At 56.2% G+C, this 16277-nt stretch carries 12 protein-coding genes; 10 read left to right on the top strand and 2 right to left on the bottom strand.

What is annotated here, in order from left to right; translation table 11 throughout:
- The first annotated feature begins 630 nt into the window (after window positions 1–630).
- The 4 genes from QD356_RS07420 (at window position 631) to QD356_RS07405 (ending at window position 6310) form a co-directional block, all read left to right on the top strand.
- The gene (locus QD356_RS07420) at window positions 631–1623 is read left to right on the top strand and encodes an IS30 family transposase (protein ID WP_192839505.1); all 993 of its coding nucleotides are present in this window, start codon (window positions 631–633) and stop codon (window positions 1621–1623) included.
- Between the two features lie 56 nt (window positions 1624–1679).
- Window positions 1680–3653, top strand: coding sequence for an acyltransferase family protein (locus QD356_RS07415; protein ID WP_192839506.1), 1974 nt, complete (start codon window positions 1680–1682; stop codon window positions 3651–3653).
- Window positions 3654–4259: 606 nt separating this feature from the next.
- Window positions 4260–5438 carry an O-antigen ligase family protein gene (locus QD356_RS07410; protein ID WP_192839507.1) on the top strand — a complete coding sequence of 393 codons (1179 nt, stop codon included), beginning with the start codon at window positions 4260–4262 and terminating at the stop codon, window positions 5436–5438.
- A gap of 221 nt (window positions 5439–5659) precedes the next feature.
- The gene (locus QD356_RS07405; RefSeq protein ID WP_192839508.1) at window positions 5660–6310 is read left to right on the top strand and encodes a DsbA family oxidoreductase; all 651 of its coding nucleotides are present in this window, start codon (window positions 5660–5662) and stop codon (window positions 6308–6310) included.
- Window positions 6311–6454: 144 nt separating this feature from the next.
- Here the strand turns inward: QD356_RS07405 and QD356_RS07400 are convergent, their stop codons facing one another.
- Window positions 6455–7789 (bottom strand): aminotransferase class I/II-fold pyridoxal phosphate-dependent enzyme, encoded by a 1335-nt coding sequence (locus QD356_RS07400; protein ID WP_192839512.1) that lies wholly within the window; start codon window positions 7787–7789, stop codon window positions 6455–6457.
- Between the two features lie 310 nt (window positions 7790–8099).
- Window positions 8100–8582, bottom strand: a complete 483-nt coding sequence (locus tag QD356_RS07395; RefSeq protein WP_279877374.1) for an acyl carrier protein — start codon at window positions 8580–8582, stop codon at window positions 8100–8102.
- Window positions 8583–9237: 655 nt separating this feature from the next.
- Between QD356_RS07395 and QD356_RS07390 the strand changes: the two genes are divergently transcribed.
- The 6 genes from QD356_RS07390 (at window position 9238) to QD356_RS07365 (ending at window position 16265) form a co-directional block, all read left to right on the top strand.
- Window positions 9238–10266: a LacI family DNA-binding transcriptional regulator gene (locus tag QD356_RS07390; protein WP_192839533.1), complete on the top strand. Its 1029-nt coding sequence runs from the start codon at window positions 9238–9240 to the stop codon at window positions 10264–10266.
- Between the two features lie 163 nt (window positions 10267–10429).
- Window positions 10430–12037, top strand: coding sequence for a sodium/solute symporter (locus QD356_RS07385; protein ID WP_192839532.1), 1608 nt, complete (start codon window positions 10430–10432; stop codon window positions 12035–12037).
- 155 nt (window positions 12038–12192) lie between these two features.
- Window positions 12193–13503, top strand: a complete 1311-nt coding sequence (hisD, locus tag QD356_RS07380; RefSeq protein ID WP_192839531.1) for a histidinol dehydrogenase — start codon at window positions 12193–12195, stop codon at window positions 13501–13503.
- A complete protein-coding gene (locus QD356_RS07375) occupies window positions 13500–14264 on the top strand; it encodes an SDR family NAD(P)-dependent oxidoreductase (RefSeq protein WP_225996699.1) in 765 nt (254 codons plus the stop codon). Before hisD ends, QD356_RS07375 begins: the two co-directional genes overlap by 4 nt.
- Before the next feature lie 19 nt (window positions 14265–14283).
- Complete coding sequence (locus tag QD356_RS07370; RefSeq protein WP_192839530.1) at window positions 14284–15255, top strand: ester cyclase; 972 nt, start codon at window positions 14284–14286, stop codon at window positions 15253–15255.
- Entirely contained in the window at window positions 15252–16265 is a 1014-nt protein-coding gene (locus tag QD356_RS07365; RefSeq protein WP_192839529.1) for a cupin domain-containing protein, read from the top strand. Before QD356_RS07370 ends, QD356_RS07365 begins: the two co-directional genes overlap by 4 nt.
- The last annotated feature ends 12 nt before the right edge of the window (window positions 16266–16277 follow it).

The raw sequence follows: 16277 nt of genomic DNA, 5'->3' as shown, positions 1-16277 counted from the left end.
TGCATTGCTTTTTACGAAAAGTCATTTTGGCTGTTGTGACTCATGTGCATTCAGTATAGGTACGGTATGGTAGGACGCTACAAAATCTCTGATAGCCAATGGCAGTTTATCGAAGATCTAGTGTCACCGGCTCAAACAATGAGAAGGCTCAGGAAAGGTGACAGACAGATGCTGAATGGTATCTTTTGCGGCCTTTTCCCTGACGCTAAATGGCGCGACCTTACCGAACGTTAAGGCCCGTGGAGTACTGTCTACGCCAAGTTCCGATAATGGTGTAATAACGGCCCCTTTGAGGCTGTATTTATATTGTCGCGTTTTCGGCTTCGCAAAGTTTGTCTGGTGGATCTCGAGACCTGGATGATCGACTCAACGTCCGTTCGAGTAACATGAGCCTCCGTTGGTGAAGGCAAAAAGGGGTATCTGAAGAACCTTTAGAACACCGTTGGACCGGAGTCATGGCGGTAGCAAGATCAATATCCATTTGAGCTGTAGTCGGCTTTTCTGGCCCGTCGCCTTCACACTTTTGTTCCTGGATTCATAGAATAACCGCAGCACTTTGGACCGTAAGGTAGAGGCAGGAGGGCCAGCGCCGGTACTCTTCTCGGCTCACCGACCAAAGTGAAGCAGAGCATGGAACACCGACAGCTGACCCAGACCCAACGATACCAGATCCACGCCCGCTATGACTTGGGCATGAGCCAGCGCCAGATCGGCAGGGAGCTGAACCTCCACAGCAGCACGATCAGCCGTGAAATTCGCCGTAACGCTACCGCTGATGGCTATGATCCCGAGCAGGCTCAGACACTCAATGATCATCGGCGCCGCACTGCCACCAAGTGGACAAAGCGCCTTCCAGGCATGATGGCCGCCGTTGCCGGTCGACTACGTGAGGAGTGGAGCCCACAACAAATCAGTGGCTTCATGGCGCCCTTGGCCGGCGTTAGTGTCAGTCATCAATGGATCTACTCCTTGATCTGGGACGACAAGGCACGGGGTGGTGACCTTTGGCGGCATCTCCGTCAGCCCAAACGCCGCAATAAGTACCGCACGCACGCCAAGAGCGCCGGGTTGGGCAAGATTCCCAACCGAGTCGGTATCGAGCACCGCTCAGATGAGATTGATGACCGGCGCTTCTTCGGCCACTGGGTGGGCGACACCGTGATACAGGGCCACAAGCAATCAGGCCTGGTCACGCTGGTCGAGCGTCGCAGTGGCTATTTACTGGCGGCACGACTGCTCAGGGTCTCGGCCGAGTTGACGCAAGCAGCCATGATCCGCTTGTTGAAGCCGCGTCGGGGAGCGGTCCAGACGATCACGCTGGACAATGGCTCGGAATTCGCCGGCCACGAAGCGGTGGCCAAGGCCGTGACGGCGGCGATGTACTTCTGCGATCCCTACTGCTCTGGACAGCGTGGGACCAACGAGAATACGAATGGCCTGATACGGCAGTACTTCCCCAAAGGAACGGATTTCCGCCTGGTCAGCAATGCAGAGCTACGCAAGGTGGTCGAAAAGTTGAATGACCGTCCTCGAAAGCGACTCGGCTACCGGACACCGGCGCAGGTGTTTCTAGGGGAATACTCAGGAGGCCTGGATACCGCAGGTGCTGCGCTTATTGCTTGAATTCAGGGTTTAAGCACTTATCGTAATTACTGTTAATATAATTTTAGGATTTAGTGATGGAATATAGAAAAGAAATTGATGGGCTAAGGGCTGTGGCCGTTTTACCCGTAATTTTATTTCATGCTGGTTTTTCGTTATTTTCTGGAGGCTATATCGGCGTTGATGTTTTCTTTGTTATTAGTGGTTATTTGATTACATCAATTTTGATCAAAGATTTTGACCAAGGTTCATTTTCTATTCTAAAATTTTATGAGCGCCGCGCAAGACGTATTTTACCTGCTTTATTCTTTGTCATGATTTGCTGCATCCCTTTCGCGTATGCATGGATGCTGCCTCAGCAATATAAAGATTTTTCACAAGCACTAGTGGCTGTATCTTTTTTTGGGTCTAATTTTCTTTTTTGGAAGAAGACGGATTACTTTTCTCCGAACGCTGAAGAAAATCCATTGCTACATACTTGGAGCCTTGCTGTTGAAGAACAATTTTACGTTTTCTTTCCTCTTATAATTTTATTATTATGGAGATACGGTAAAAAACCATTGTTCTACACTGTGTTTTTGCTTTCTGTTTTTAGTTTTATACTATCAGAATGGAGTTGGAGAAACTTACCGGTTCAAAACTTTTATCTATTGCCATCAAGAGCATGGGAATTAGGAGCTGGTGCATTATGTGCGCTCATTCTTACTCAAAGTAAAATAAATAGTAACTCTTACTTGTCACTGCTAGGCCTGATTATGGTTGTGTCTTCAATATTTATATATTCAGAGGCTACTCCATTTCCATCCGCCTACACTCTAGTACCAGTGATTGGTACAACTCTAATTATATTGTTTTCAGGTAACTATAATCTTAGCTATAAAATTCTCGCGAATAAGCTTTTTGTTGGTATAGGTACTATAAGCTTTAGTATATATCTCTGGCATCAGCCTCTATTCGCTTTTGCTAAAATTAGGTCCCCTTTTGAGCCTTCCTTAAATTTAATGCTCATTTTATCTTTTGCTTCTATTCTATTGGCTGTTTTTTCATGGAAGTATATAGAGCAGCCTTTTAGAAATAAAAGAATTTCTTTGTCAAGAAGTAGTATTTTTGTATACTCAGTCTCAGGTACCATTTTTTTTATAACATTAGGTCTCTATGGACATATAAATGTTGGGTTGCCAAATAGAACGGCGCCTTCTGGATCTACGTTTGCCGAGCTTAAAGTAGATGAACAGTTACAGGTAAATAACGGATTAAGCCCTGCATGCGAAGGTGAATTTACTACTACGGCAGCATGTAGGACTGGAGATGAGCCAGTGATTATGGTCTGGGGGGATAGTTTTGCGATGCACCTAGTACCCGCCATTTTATCGAGTCAAAGTCTGAAGGATAAAAAAATTATACAGTTCACTAAGTCAAGTTGTTCGCCAATAGTCAACCTCGCCCTTACAAATCATATGTACGCTAAATCTTGGTCTAGTGAATGTATCGAGTTTAACCGCTCTGTAATTGAATGGATGTCTAAAAATGATAGCGTAAAATATGTTGTAATGTCTTCTCCATTAGGTATTTATAATAGTGATACTTATGATGAGTTTGGTCAATTACATCGTCCTTCAAAAACCCTTGTTCTAAAAAAATTGAACCAAACAGCTAGGTATATTAGATCTTTCGGTAAAGAACCAGTTTTTATTTCTCCTCCTCCTAGAACTGGGGAAGATCTTTCAAGTTGTGCTATTTATAACTCGGTGTTTACACGGGACAACCATATAGATTGTTCCTTCTCATTAAATAATGTTTCTTCCACACATATGGATGTAATTAGCCTGCTTCAAGATGATCGCCTGAGTATTCCAGTAGTAATGTTAGAAGATTATATTTGTTCTGATGAGATTTGTAATAGTTCGGTCCATGGAAGTAGCATCTTTAGAGATGCCGGGCATCTTTCTCATCATGGATCAAGTTACTTGGGTAAAAAAGCAGATTTAGTTCGTGTGGTAACAGAGAAAGCTTGGACAGAGTCTATATCTTCTTCTAATGCTTCTTTTTAGCGTGTTATCCAATTTGGACTGAGTATGTGCCCGTTTTAAAATCAACTCAGTGTAGCAGTTACTGATTATGTATTATTTCAAGGGATACGCGCCTCACCTTCCTCGGCTCATGCAACATGTGCGATGCCCGAGGCGTTCAAGCAGGAGGCGGGCGTCATCCTGAGCAATCGCATGGCCGAAGAGCTCGCTGATGTGGTCGACAAGGTCTACACCCGCGATCTGTTCGGCAACGATTGATCCAGAGCCCTAGTTCTTGATCAAGACTCAAACGCCGCATCCTCGTGATGCGGCGTTTTCGTATGAGCACACAGGGAACGGGATAGAGGGAGCAGGTGATGACTTTCATGCTGCGTGCCTGATGCCAAGGAGGAGGGCAGTTGTGTCAGGCTATCCCGCTCATCAAGCTCACGATGGCGCTTTGCCGAAGTCGGCCGAGTTGCCCGTATCACCGTTAACATCGTCATCATTGGATCAGGAAGGCCAGGTATGTCGTCATTCGCTTCTGCTGCGCGCTCGGATTCATCCGGTGTTTGTCCATATTTTTCCCCTATGATCTCGCGCGCCGTTTCCTGCAGTGTCTTTCTGTTTGGCTTGCTCAGCCTGGTGATGCCTGCTGGCTATAGCCTGGGGCCGGCGTTGCTGGTGTTGATCAGTGGCTATTGCCTGCTGCGCGAGCCGCGCAGGCTGTTGAGGGCCGCCCACAAGGAAGACCTGGCAGTGATCGGCGTGGTGGCAGGCCTCGCTGCCTTGTTGCTGGTAAGTATCCTGCTGCAGGGGGATGCGTGGCAGACGACTGACGTGCCGATTCGTCTGTTGTTGGCTGTGCTAGTGCTGTTGCTGGTGTTGTCGTGCCCCCCCTCGCTCGGGGCCATGTGGGGCGGGTTGATCCTCGGTAGTGTGCTGACCGGCAGTTGGGCGATGTGGCAGAAGCTGGTGTGGGGTGTGCATCGTGCGGGTGGCTTCACCAATACCATTAACTTTGGCGATATCTGCATGTTGATGGGGCTGATGTGTCTGGCAGGCCTTGGCTGGGCGATGAGTCAGGCGGGAGCTCGGCGGCGCTATTGGTTGCTGGCGCTGCTGATCGGCGGTGCGTTCGGTATCATCGGCTCCTTGATGTCGGGGACGCGCGGCGGTTGGATCGGCTTCCCGTTTGCCGCATGGGTGCTGTATCGCAGTTATGGTGAGGTGATCTCGCAGCGTGTGCTGCGGCTGGGCGTCTTCATGTGTGCCGGGGTGATCGCTCTGATGGTGATGACGCCGGCGACCGGTATCCAGCAACGTGTCGAAGCCGGTGTCTCGGATGTCACGAAGTACGTGGAGGATCGCAATGCCGGCACCTCCGCGGGGGCACGACTCGAGATGTGGCGGGGGGCTCTGCTGATGATCGCCGAGCAGCCGTGGCTGGGCAGAGGCGAGACAGGTTACGCCGAGGCGCGTGATGCGATGATCGAGCGGGGCGAGCTGAGTCGCCATGTTCAACCTTACGAGCATCCCCACAACGAGTTTCTCGATGCCTGGGTCAAGCGTGGAGTAATGGGCTTGCTGGCGTTGCTGGCCCTCTACCTGGTGCCGCTGCGACTCTTCTACCGTCGCCTGGACAGCGACGACCTGACATTGCGCTCACTGGCTGTCGCCGGCGTGTTGCTGCCGCTGACCTTCCTCGACTTCGGGATGACCTGGGTGATGTTCTCCCAGGCCAGCGGCGTGATGGTCTATGCCTTCTGGCTGGCGATCGTGTGGGGCACGCTGCGCGCCCACGAGCGTTGCCTTGAGATGCAATAGGCAAGGCCGCGCTGAGCGACAGCCTCCCCACCCATTGCCGACGATCTGTACGGACCTGGTTGCACCGCTGGCCTGCGCCCATGATCTCAAGGGGGCCCCTGGCCGTGTCGCCACTTTGACCTTGGCTGGCGAGAGGGCTACAGTACGCGCAAATTTGAGCAATCGCTCACTAATATTGACGTGCGGTGAGGAAGGTTGTTTCACCGCTCAGGAGAATGGATATGCAAGACAAGCTCAAGATCGACATCGTCTCCGACGTGGTGTGCCCGTGGTGCATCATCGGCTACAAGCGCCTCGAAAGCGCCATTCAGTCACTGGGCCTGGAAGACAGGGTCGAGATCGAATGGCAGCCCTTCGAGCTGAACCCGGACATGCCGGCGCATGGCGAGAACCTGCGCGCACACTCTGAACGCAAGTACGGCACCACGCCCAAGGGCAGTGTCGAGGCGCGTCAGAACCTCGCCAACCTGGCGGCTGAGGAAGGGCTGGTCTTCAACTACTTCGACGACATGCGCATGGTCAATACCTTCGAGCTGCACGTACTGCTCGAGTACGCCGCCGAGCAAGGCATGCAGCATGACCTGATGATGCAGTTCTTCGCGGACTTCTTCACGCTGCAGAAGGACATGTCGGACCGCGCCGTGATGGCGGACTCGCTGGCTGCGGTCGGGCTGGACGCCACGGAAGGACTCGCGCAGCTCGATGACGCCGAGGCACGTGAGCAGGTGGTGCAACATGAGAACCACTGGAAGCAGATGGGGATTTCCAGCGTGCCAACCTTCGTCTTCAACCGCCGCAGTGCCCTGAGCGGTGCTCAGCCCAAGGAAGTGTTCGAGCAGGTGCTGAGCGAGCTGATGGCAGAGCAGTCTTGAGCCACTGACATCTGGCGCCGGCACTTATTCCTGTCGTGACAAAAACGCGGCCCCGCTGAAAAGCAGGGCCGCGTTTTTCGTTGTGGGGTGTGTCAGCCGTCAAGGCGTTGAGAAATCTCGGTCAGACTGGGCTCACAGCTCTGGTCAAAGACCCGCCTTGATATTGCTCAGCTGCTGCATGAGCGTGTCGAGGACGGCGTCGACTTGCGCTTCGGTGTGCTCGCAGGAGAGGAAGAAGCGCAGTCGCGCGCTCTTCTCCGGCACGGCGGGGTGCAGGATGGGCTGGACGTTGAAGCCTGCCTCGAACAGCTGGTTGGAGAGGCGTGCGGCTACCAGTGAGCTGCCCAGAATCACCGGCACGACGGCAACGCCCAGGCTGTCGCCGACATCGAGCCCCAGTGCGCGGGCGCGCTTGAGGAAGTAGCCGGAGACGGCGTGCAAACGCGCGATACGCTGTCTGGCATCGTCGCCTTGGAGCAGTTCGAGAATCTTCAGCGATGGTGCTGCGACCTGGGCCGGCATGCCCACCGAGTAGAGGAAGCCCGGCGCGAAGTAGCGCAGCATGCTGACCAGCTCCTTGCAGCCGGCGATGTAGCCGCCGCAGCCGGACAGCGTCTTGCTCATCGTGCCCATCCAGATATCGACGTCACGCGCAGCGATGTCGAAGTGCTCCCTCAGGCCGAGCCCGCGCTCGCCGAGTACGCCGAAGGAGTGGGCTTCGTCGACCATCAGCCAGCAGCGGTACTTCTGCTTGAGGGCGATCAGGCGCGGCAGGTCCGGCACGTCGCCGTCCATGCTGTAGAGGCCTTCGGTGACGATCAGCACGCGCTCGAACTTGCCGCGCTGACTGCTGAGCAGCGCTTCCAGCGCGTCCGGGTCATTGTGTGCGAAGGGCATGCGGCGGGCGCCGGATAGCTGGGCGCCGACCAGCGAGCTGTTGTGGATCCACTCGTCATGCAGGATCAGGTCCTTCGGGCCGAGCAGATAACCCAGTGTGGAGACATTGGTGGCGTGGCCGCTGACGAAGACCACCGCATCCTCGACGTCGTAGGTGCGCGCGACGGCGGCTTCCAGCTGCTGATGGATCGGGCGCTCGCCGGAGACCGCGCGAGAGGCCGACACCGAGGTGCCATAGTGCGCGGCAGCCTCAGCCGCGGCCTTGACCACTTCCGGATGGCGCGAGTAGTCGAGGTAGTTGTAGCTGGCGAAGTTGACCAGCTCACGCCCCTCGATACGCGTCGTGGCGCCGGCACAGCCTTCATGCACGCGGAAGAAGGGCTCCGGCACGCCAAAGGCGGCGCCGGCCTGCTGCATCATGCTGAGTTGCTGATAGCCGGGTTGGCGATCGAAGCGCACGAAGTCATCACTGATCTGAAGCGGTTCAGCGCTCTTGTGGGCGAAGATATCCTCATCATTCGACTGCGTATTGGCCGGGCGAGTGCGGCGCGCACGCGCCTTGTCGAGCAGTTGCTGCTTCATGTCACTGGCGGATGAACCGGGGGAATTGCGGGTTGCCAAGAGTCGAGTTCCTTACACATGTGATGCTGACCCAAAAACGGGCGCAAGAGCCTTGGCTCTCCGCCCGTCGGGGATCTTCAAGCTGATCGTGTGCGCTGACGAGGCATGGGCCTTGGCGAGAGCGGGGATTGCTGTCAGGGCCCGATCTGGCGATGTCCGTCTGCCTGGTGCCGTCGCGCGAATGGGTCGACGTTACGCCAAGATGGCGCATGGCACCAGCCCACACCTGCCATCCGGCATCAAGGCGTGGGCTGGGCGCCGGAGCTGGTGGCTACTTGCTGACCATCTCTCCGCGCTCTGTCAGCGTGGCCGTCTCGCCGCCATGCTGCTTCACCAGCTGCGCCATGGCCTGATCTTCGGCGCTGCTTTCGGCTTCTTCGCCGTCAGCATTGCCCATCTTGTGCATCAGGCGCTCCGCCAGTCGCCACAGGGTGGCAGCTTCACTGATCATCATCACCGGAATGCTGATGCCCAGGCGTGCCTCGACCGCTGTCATCAGCTCGACTCCCATCAGCGAGTCGAAGCCCATGTCGTAGACGCTCTTGTTGACGTCGATGGCGCTGGCGTCGATCAACAGAATCTTGCTCAGCTCACCCTTGAGAATCTCGACGATGGCGGTCTGCAGCGCTTCGCCGCTCAATCCCGCCAGTGCCGCGGCGATATCATCCTGCTGCGCCTGGCTGTTGTTATCCTCACCGGCGTGGCGGGCGATTTCCTCGAAGCGGGGCGTGCCGGCGGTCGCTCTAGGGGGCACGCCTGATGATTATCTATCTCAATCGGCTAGGCCAGTGGGGCAATCGCAAGTGAATCTGCGTCACATAAGGCTTCAGGGCATCTATTTGCGACCGCGGACCAGCCTGCCGGTCAAGAAGGGCAGCCCTTACCGTCTGGGTGGCCTGATGGTCAGCCGAACAAATCAAGTTTTGGAGACTGACATTCCCTATATTTTTGGAGCGCGGATTGGTGTATCTAGTGGCAGTGGTAGACTGGCCGAGCCATTCAGCGCTGCTATGTGCTGGATAACGACTTATATTGATGCCTTGCAATACGCGTTGGCACCTGAGGAGTACCGGAGATTTTCAATACGGAGCGTCGTCGCGGAGCGCCTCGGTGCAGCTAAATGTATGAGCACATCTACTTGAAGGCCCGCAAGGACGAAGCTCTGCAGAAACTGGAGCAAGGGCGTTGTTTCACTTGGTTCAACAACAGGACAGGCCTCATCAGGGGCGATGAGACACCCGTAGAGCTGTATTTCTCTCAATCAATGAGCAAGGCGGTACGAGGTTGATGATGATCCGATCCGAGCTTGGATGGCCTGTCAGTAGGGCCAAAGAATTGGTCCATTTCAAATATCCCTGCTTTATGCTCTGTGATGCCAAAATGATCTCGATTTCAAACAGGTATGACCAATGAAGCGGAAACCCGCCGTAACCTCTCGTGAGGTAGCCGAGCTGGCCGGCGTGTCCCAATCGGCCGTCAGTCGCTGCTTTTCGCCCAAGGCGAGCATCTCAGAGCGAACACGCCGCAAGGTGCTGGCCGCAGCCAAAGAGTTGGGCTACCGGCCTAACAGCATCGCCCGGTCGCTAATTACCCGCTCGTCGCGAACTATTGCGCTGGTGTTGTCGAAACTCGACAACATGTTCTATCCCCTGGCGGTGGAGAAAGCTTCTCTGCGCTTCCAGACTGAGGGCTATCACCTGCTGCTATTCGTGGTCCCTGAGAACGGTGACTTTTCCGATGTGCTGGACCAGATCCTCCAGAGTCAGGTCGACGGCATCCTGATGATGTCCGCTTTGCTGACATCATCACTAGCACGTGAGTGCGTGGACGTCGGCGTGCCGGTGGTTCTGCTGAACCGAAGCGTGGAGTTTGAGGGAGTCAGTCAGGTATATAGTGATAATTATCATGGTGGGTTCTGGGCTGGCAGCTATCTGGCCACAGGTGGCCATGAGCGGATTGCTTTTTTATCGGGACTTGCATCTTCCTCCACCAGTCAGCGTCGCTATCAGGGGTTTGTCGATGGTCTGGCATCCCATGGTCTGGAATGCCAGTCCGTGGTGTACGGCAATTATGACTTCGAACAGGCCCGCCAGGCGACTCGCTCTTTGTTCTCCTTGGCTTCTCGGCCTGATGCCATTTTTGCCGCCAGTGACCATATGGCGGTGGCAGTGCTCGAGACGTTGCGACATGAATTGAATTTGCAGGTACCCGAAGACGTGTCGGTCATCGGGTTCGATGATACGCCGGTAGCAGATTGGCCTAGCTATCGACTCACCACGGTACGACAGCCCATCGACCAGATGGTTGAAGAGGCGGCGACGCTACTGCTCAAACAGATTGGGGAGGAGGGCGCGGTTGCTGAGTGCCGAGTGCTGCCGGTAACGCCGATTCTGCGCTCTACGGCGCGAGCGCCCCTAATGGCGAAAGCGCCCACCTGAGCCTCACTTTGCAAGCACTGAGTCTTGGGGGGCTGTGTTCCTGCCATAATTGACATGTTTTTCATGCTGACCTTGGCTGATTCGGTTAGGCGTTGCAAGCGTATGCAATCTGTGCCATTTTTTTAGGGTCCACACCCTTCCAACAATCAAAGTGGAACCCGCGATGGAAAATTTTGGCACTCTCAACTGGGCGATCCTGATCTCCTATCTCCTGATCAACCTGCTGATGGGCTCGGTCCTCAGTAGGAAGGTACAAAGCGCTGAAGACTATTATTTGGGGAATCGAACCACACCTTGGTGGGCTATCGGACTCTCGGTCATGGCGACCTATGTCAGTGCGATGTCTTTTCTCGGCGGTCCTGCCTGGTCCTATGGCAGTGGCATGGGCGTCATGATGATCCAAATCAACTACCCGTTAGTGGTCTTCCTGGTGATCACGCTATTCCTGCCGTTTTTCTACAATAGCGGGGTAGTGTCGATCTACGATTATCAGGAACGCCGCTTTGGCAAGAAGGCACGCGCTGTGATGTCGATCATCTTCATGATGACCCAGACCCTGTCTTCCGCGGCGGTGCTCTATGCTACGGCGCTGGTGCTAAGCTTCATTACCCAAGTGGACGTGACATACGCGATATTGGCGATCTCGCTGATTGCGCTGGTGTATACCATGATGGGGGGGATCACAGCGGTAATCTGGACAGACGTACTGCAGGCAGCGGTGCTGCTAGTAGGCGCCGTCATCATCTTTTACGCCCTGATCGACCGGATGCCCGACTCGCTAGGTGTATCTCTCGAAGCCCTGCAGGCCGAGGGAAAGATGAACATCATGGATTGGTCCTTCGATCTTGGCGTGTCGGCCACGGTATGGTCAGGGGTTATTGCCATGACGCTCTACCATGTGACCGTCTACGGCGCCAACCAGATGGTCGTGCAGCGGGCGCTGGCCGCCAAGAACATCGGCGATGCCAAGAAGTCGTTCATGTTCATGGGCTTCGCAGCATTCTTCATCTACTTCCTGTTCCTGCTCATGGGGGTGCTGTTTTATCACTACTACCAGGGCCGAGAATTCGAAAACGGCAATACTATCGTGCTGGAGTTCGCAGCGGAATATGGCATGCCGGGATTATTGGGGATTGTCGCCGCGGCGGTGGTGGCTGCCTCAATGTCGAGCCTGGATTCGGCGCTGAACTCACTAGCGACTGTCACCACCGTCGACTTCTACGAGAAGTACTTCAAGAAGGGCGCCTCATCGCAGCACTACCTCAAGGCTTCGCGCCTGTTCACCGTTATCTGGGCGGTGCTCATAGTGGCCCCGGCGATTCTATTTGCCGAGAACGAAGGTTCGGTTCTCGAGCTGCTGACCAAGGCGGGATCCTACTTTGTCGGCGCCCAGCTTAGCATGTACGGACTCGGTTTCTTCTCCAAGCATACCACCGAGCGAGGCTTGCTGGTCGGTGTTGCAGCAGGCTTTGTCGCAGTATGGCTAGTGGCCACACTAACCGGGATCAGCTGGCCCTGGTTCTGTGCGATCGGCGCGGGGGTCAATATTCTGGTATCCATAGTCGCCAGCCTGCTGATTGACGGCCGCCAGACGGAGTACTCGACGTACACGGTCAAGGGGCAGAAAGCTATGTTCCGTGAGCAGGGCCTGCCGACCGAAGAGGATGGCTGGTCGCTCCTACCGGGCAAGGTCGACAACATCAGCTGGCTCCTTGTGGTCTTTTTCGTGATTACGATGCTGGCGCTCTATCTCTTAACAGTGGGCATCTAAGTGTCCCTTGGCCCTGCTCCTCAAGGGTAGGGTCTTTTTAGATATCTTTTTGCATTCGTATGCATAAAATGCCAGTTTGAGGTGTCTTACAGGCGCGTTGCCTGACCTCATGTGGCGCGCACAACAATATCAACAACATCCAATAAGGACTCGTCATGATTCGTCATTTCAAAACTGGTGCCCCCGCCGATACTCGAGCTGAAGCCGACCGCAAGGTTCGTGAAGTGGTGGAAAATACCCTGGCTGATATTGAGGCAAGGGGAGATGCCGCCGTTCTTGACCTTTCAAAGCGCTTTGATAACTGGTCGCCAGCTAGCTTCTTTTTGACTCAGGAGCAGATCGACGACGCGATTAGTGAGTTATCCCCTCAGGCCCTCGAGGATATCCGCTTTGCACAGGCCCAGGTGCGTCGGTTTGCCGAAGCTCAGTTGGCATCCATGCAACCCGTCGAGATTGAAAACAGTCCCGGTGTGATCCTTGGGCACAAGCACGTGCCGATCGAATCAGTAGGCTGCTATATACCCGGCGGCGGTTATCCGATGGTGGCATCGGCCCACATGAGCGTACTCACTGCCAAGGTGGCTGGCGTAAAGCGTGTGGTCGCTACGGCACCGCCCTACAAGGGCAAGCCACATCCGGCGATTGTTGCCGCCATGCATCTGGCGGGGGCCGATGAGATCCTGGTGCTGGGCGGTGTTCAAGCCGTGGGCAGCATGGCCATCGGCACCGAGACCATCGCGCCGGTAGATATGCTGGTTGGGCCAGGTAATGCCTTCGTGGCCGAGGCCAAGCGTCAGCTATTTGGGCGGGTTGGTATCGATCTCTTCGCTGGGCCGACCGAGACCCTGGTGATTGCCGATGACAGCGTCGATGGCCTGCTGTGTGCTACTGACCTGCTGGGGCAGGCCGAGCATGGCACCAACTCCCCCTGTGCACTGCTGACCACATCCGAGGCGCTGGCCCGGGAGACCGAGAAGGCCATTGCCGTGCTGCTCGACAAGCTGCCTACCGCCGAAGCCGCTCGACAGTCCTGGGAAAACTTTGGCGAGATTATCGTCTGTGACACACATGACGAAATGCTGGCGGTGGCCAACGACATGGCTTACGAACACGTACAGGTCATGACCGAAAACTCTGACTGGTACCTGGAGCACATGGTCAATTACGGCGCACTCTTCTTGGGCCCGCGTACCAATGTCGCCTATGGGGACAAAGTTATCGGCACTAATCATACATTGCCCACCAAGAAAGCTGCGCGCTACACCGGCGGTCTCTGGGTCGGCAAGTTCCTCAAGACTTGCACTTATCAGAAGGTACTGACCGATGAGGCCTCGGCTCACATCGGTGGCTATTGCTCGCGGTTGTGCGCCTTGGAAGGGTTTGCCGGTCATGGTGAGCAGGCCAATGAGCGCGTACGTCGTTACGGCAAGCGCGATGTGCCTTACGCCGGACAGGTGGACGCATGAGCGACATGATGGCGTTGCCTAAAACGCCGAACCTTAGCCTCGTTGGGCGCACTGCGCTGGTCACCGGTGCCAGCAAGGGGCTGGGGCTGGCAGCGGCCTGCGCTCTGGCGCAAGCCGGTGCCCGGGTCATTTTGGTGGCCCGTTCTCCAACGGCACTTGAGGATACGGTGGCGGCTTTGACCGCTGCCGGCCACTCAGCCGAGCTATTGACCCTGGACGTGACCGATACCGCCGCGGTGCGCGAGGCGCTGACTGGGCGGCGTATCGACATCTTGGTCAACAATGCCGGCACCAATCGACCCAAGCCCGTCGGCGAGATCAGCGAGGCGGATTACGCCGCGGTTATGGATATCAACGTGCGCTCCGTCTACTTCCTGGCACAGACGGTCATTCCGTCGATGCCGGCAGGTGGCTCGATCATCAACATGTCGTCCCAGATGGGGCATGTGGGGGCGGCTAACCGTAGCCTCTATTGTGCCTCCAAGTCTGCCGTAGAGGGCATGACTCGGGCGATGGCTGTCGAGCTCGGTCCACTCGGGATTCGCGTGAACAGTATTTGTCCGACTTTCATTGAGACCCCAATGACGAAACCGTTCTTCGAGCAGCCAGGCTTCCTCGAGTCGGTTCTGGCCAAGATTCCTCTAGGGCGGTTGGGCCAGATTGAGGACGTAATGGGGCCCGTGGCCTTTCTCGCCTCTGACGCCGCGGCTCTCGTGACCGGTAGCGCCCTGATGGTCGACGGCGGTTGGACTGCCCAATAATCTCCATAGGAGAAAGCATATGAGCCTAAATGGATTTGACGAACGTTTCACGAATCTTCGTGATTACATCCTCACGATCACTGAATGGATCTGGGAAGGACGCGGTATCGACCTGATCCGCGACTATTATGACGAGGATTGCCCTGTGAAGACGCCGGCGGGCGCCTTCAGCGGAGTCGAGGGCGTGATCCGTGGCACCCTGGAAACCCTGCAGGAATTCCCTGACCGCACCCTTCTTGGTGAAGACGTCATCGACAGCGAGGACGCCCCGGGCACATATTACTCTTCGCATCGTATCTTCTCGTACATGACCCACCAAGGGCAGGGTGTATTCGGAGCGCCCACCGGGGTAAGGGCCGGGGTCATGACTATAGCGGACTGTCTGTGTCGTGAAGACCGAATCGTCGACGAATGGCTGGTGCGCGACCAGGCGGGCTTGGCGCTGCAGCTGGGACATTCACCGGAGGCCATGGGGCGTGCCTTGGCCGAGAAAGCCACGATGCCTGCAGCTGAGGAGCTGGTACAGCGCTGGCGCGGTCCAGAGGGTGATCTGGACATCGACGCCTTGGGCCCGGTAGCCCAACGCTACCGCGATCTCTGGCAGCAGGGACGCTTGGAGCAATTGCGCAGCGGTTACGATCGGGCCATCGATGCCAAGGTGCCCGGTGCTCGCACCTTGCGTGGTCATGACGACTTAGAGCGTTTCTGGTTCGGCTACAAGGCCGCCTTCCCTGCCGGGACCTTCCGGGTTCACCACTGGATCGACTGCGAGGATGCCGCTACTCCGCGCCGCATTGCGTTGCGCTGGTCCCTTGAGACCACCCACCAAGGGGGCGGTGTCTTCGGTCCAGCCAGTGGCGCGTCGGTCGTGCTGCTTGGCATTACTCATGCCGAATTGCGTGGCGATATCGTGGTACGGGAATGGCATCAGCTCGACGAGATCGCCATCCATGCACAGATCGCTCAGCATCGTCAGCAGGGGGCCTCATGACCTGGAGTATGGATGTCCTGGCTACACGGCGTGTGCGATACGCTGATCTGGTGCCTTGCCGTAATGCGTTCGTCGACACCCGCTCACCTGGGTCGGACCGCAAGGAAAACTTCACCATCATCGGGCCCGGCGTGTCGGAGAGCGCGGGTCAGCACGTGCATATCGCTGAGACGCATGGTTTCAATGTGGGGGGGGCGCGTCAGCCTTATGGCTGTCTTAACTCCCAACACTCCCACGAAGGAGCCGAGGTGTTCGTGGTGCATACCGGCCGCTGGCGCTTGTTTTTCGGCCCCGAGCGTGAAGATGGTTGTCTCGATATTGGCCCCGGCGATGTAGCGAGTGTGCCGATCCACATGTTCCGTGGGTTCGAGAAACTCGATGCCGGCACCGGTTTTCTTTGGGTGGTGCTGGGCGGAGATGATCCCGGTCGGGTGCGTTGGGCGCCCAAGGTCTTTGACCTCGCGCGAGAACACGGGCTGATATTGCTCAAAGGGGGGCGTTTGGTGGATCTGGCCGCGGGTGAGACGCTGCCCGATGACGCAGAGCTGGAAAAAGCCCCCGAAGCGGACGAGATTGCGCAGTTGGTCACCCCGTCTTCGGATCGCCTGGCTCAGTGCCTAGTTCGACACCAAGACCTGAGGCCCAGTGCCTCTTCGCCGTTGGCCAGGGAGGGCATTGAGGAGTGTTCGGTGATTGCCCCGGCTGCTGGCGCCGACGGCATCGGGCCGGGCCCGATAACTGGCTGGTGGCCGCACGGTTTTCAGCTGAGGGTCTTGCGTCTAGCCGAAGGGGCGTCGACCCCACGCTATTACTGTGAGGAACCCGAAGTGCTGTTTGTGCAATCTGGCCGAGCGCGGATTGTTGGGGAAGCCGGTGAACTTGACTTGGTCGCGGGAGATACCTTCACGTCTCCTCAGGGGTGGGAGCATTTTATCATCTCCGACGCCGATACCGAGCTAGTGGTGGTGCGTGGCGGCGATGCGCCGGCGGGCCCATGCCTTACCGCTTAGGCAGGAGGGGGG

The organism is Cobetia sp. 2AS (assembly GCF_029846355.1).
In the GTDB taxonomy this organism is placed as follows: domain Bacteria; phylum Pseudomonadota; class Gammaproteobacteria; order Pseudomonadales; family Halomonadaceae; genus Cobetia; species Cobetia amphilecti.
The sequence above is the reverse complement of the archived record's forward strand: the minus strand, read 5'-3'. Positions and strand labels throughout refer to the sequence as shown.

Coding starts and splice junctions, on each gene's coding strand:
- QD356_RS07405 (WP_192839508.1), top strand. CDS start 5,660: ATGCAAGACAAGCTCAAGATCGACATCGTCTCCGACGTGGTGTGCCCG.
- QD356_RS07420 (WP_192839505.1), top strand. CDS start 631: ATGGAACACCGACAGCTGACCCAGACCCAACGATACCAGATCCACGCC.
- QD356_RS07415 (WP_192839506.1), top strand. CDS start 1,680: ATGGAATATAGAAAAGAAATTGATGGGCTAAGGGCTGTGGCCGTTTTA.
- QD356_RS07390 (WP_192839533.1), top strand. CDS start 9,238: ATGAAGCGGAAACCCGCCGTAACCTCTCGTGAGGTAGCCGAGCTGGCC.
- QD356_RS07385 (WP_192839532.1), top strand. CDS start 10,430: ATGGAAAATTTTGGCACTCTCAACTGGGCGATCCTGATCTCCTATCTC.
- hisD (WP_192839531.1), top strand. CDS start 12,193: ATGATTCGTCATTTCAAAACTGGTGCCCCCGCCGATACTCGAGCTGAA.
- QD356_RS07400 (WP_192839512.1), bottom strand. CDS start 7,789: ATGAAGCAGCAACTGCTCGACAAGGCGCGTGCGCGCCGCACTCGCCCG.
- QD356_RS07365 (WP_192839529.1), top strand. CDS start 15,252: ATGACCTGGAGTATGGATGTCCTGGCTACACGGCGTGTGCGATACGCT.
- QD356_RS07375 (WP_225996699.1), top strand. CDS start 13,500: ATGAGCGACATGATGGCGTTGCCTAAAACGCCGAACCTTAGCCTCGTT.
- QD356_RS07370 (WP_192839530.1), top strand. CDS start 14,284: ATGAGCCTAAATGGATTTGACGAACGTTTCACGAATCTTCGTGATTAC.
- QD356_RS07410 (WP_192839507.1), top strand. CDS start 4,260: ATGCCTGCTGGCTATAGCCTGGGGCCGGCGTTGCTGGTGTTGATCAGT.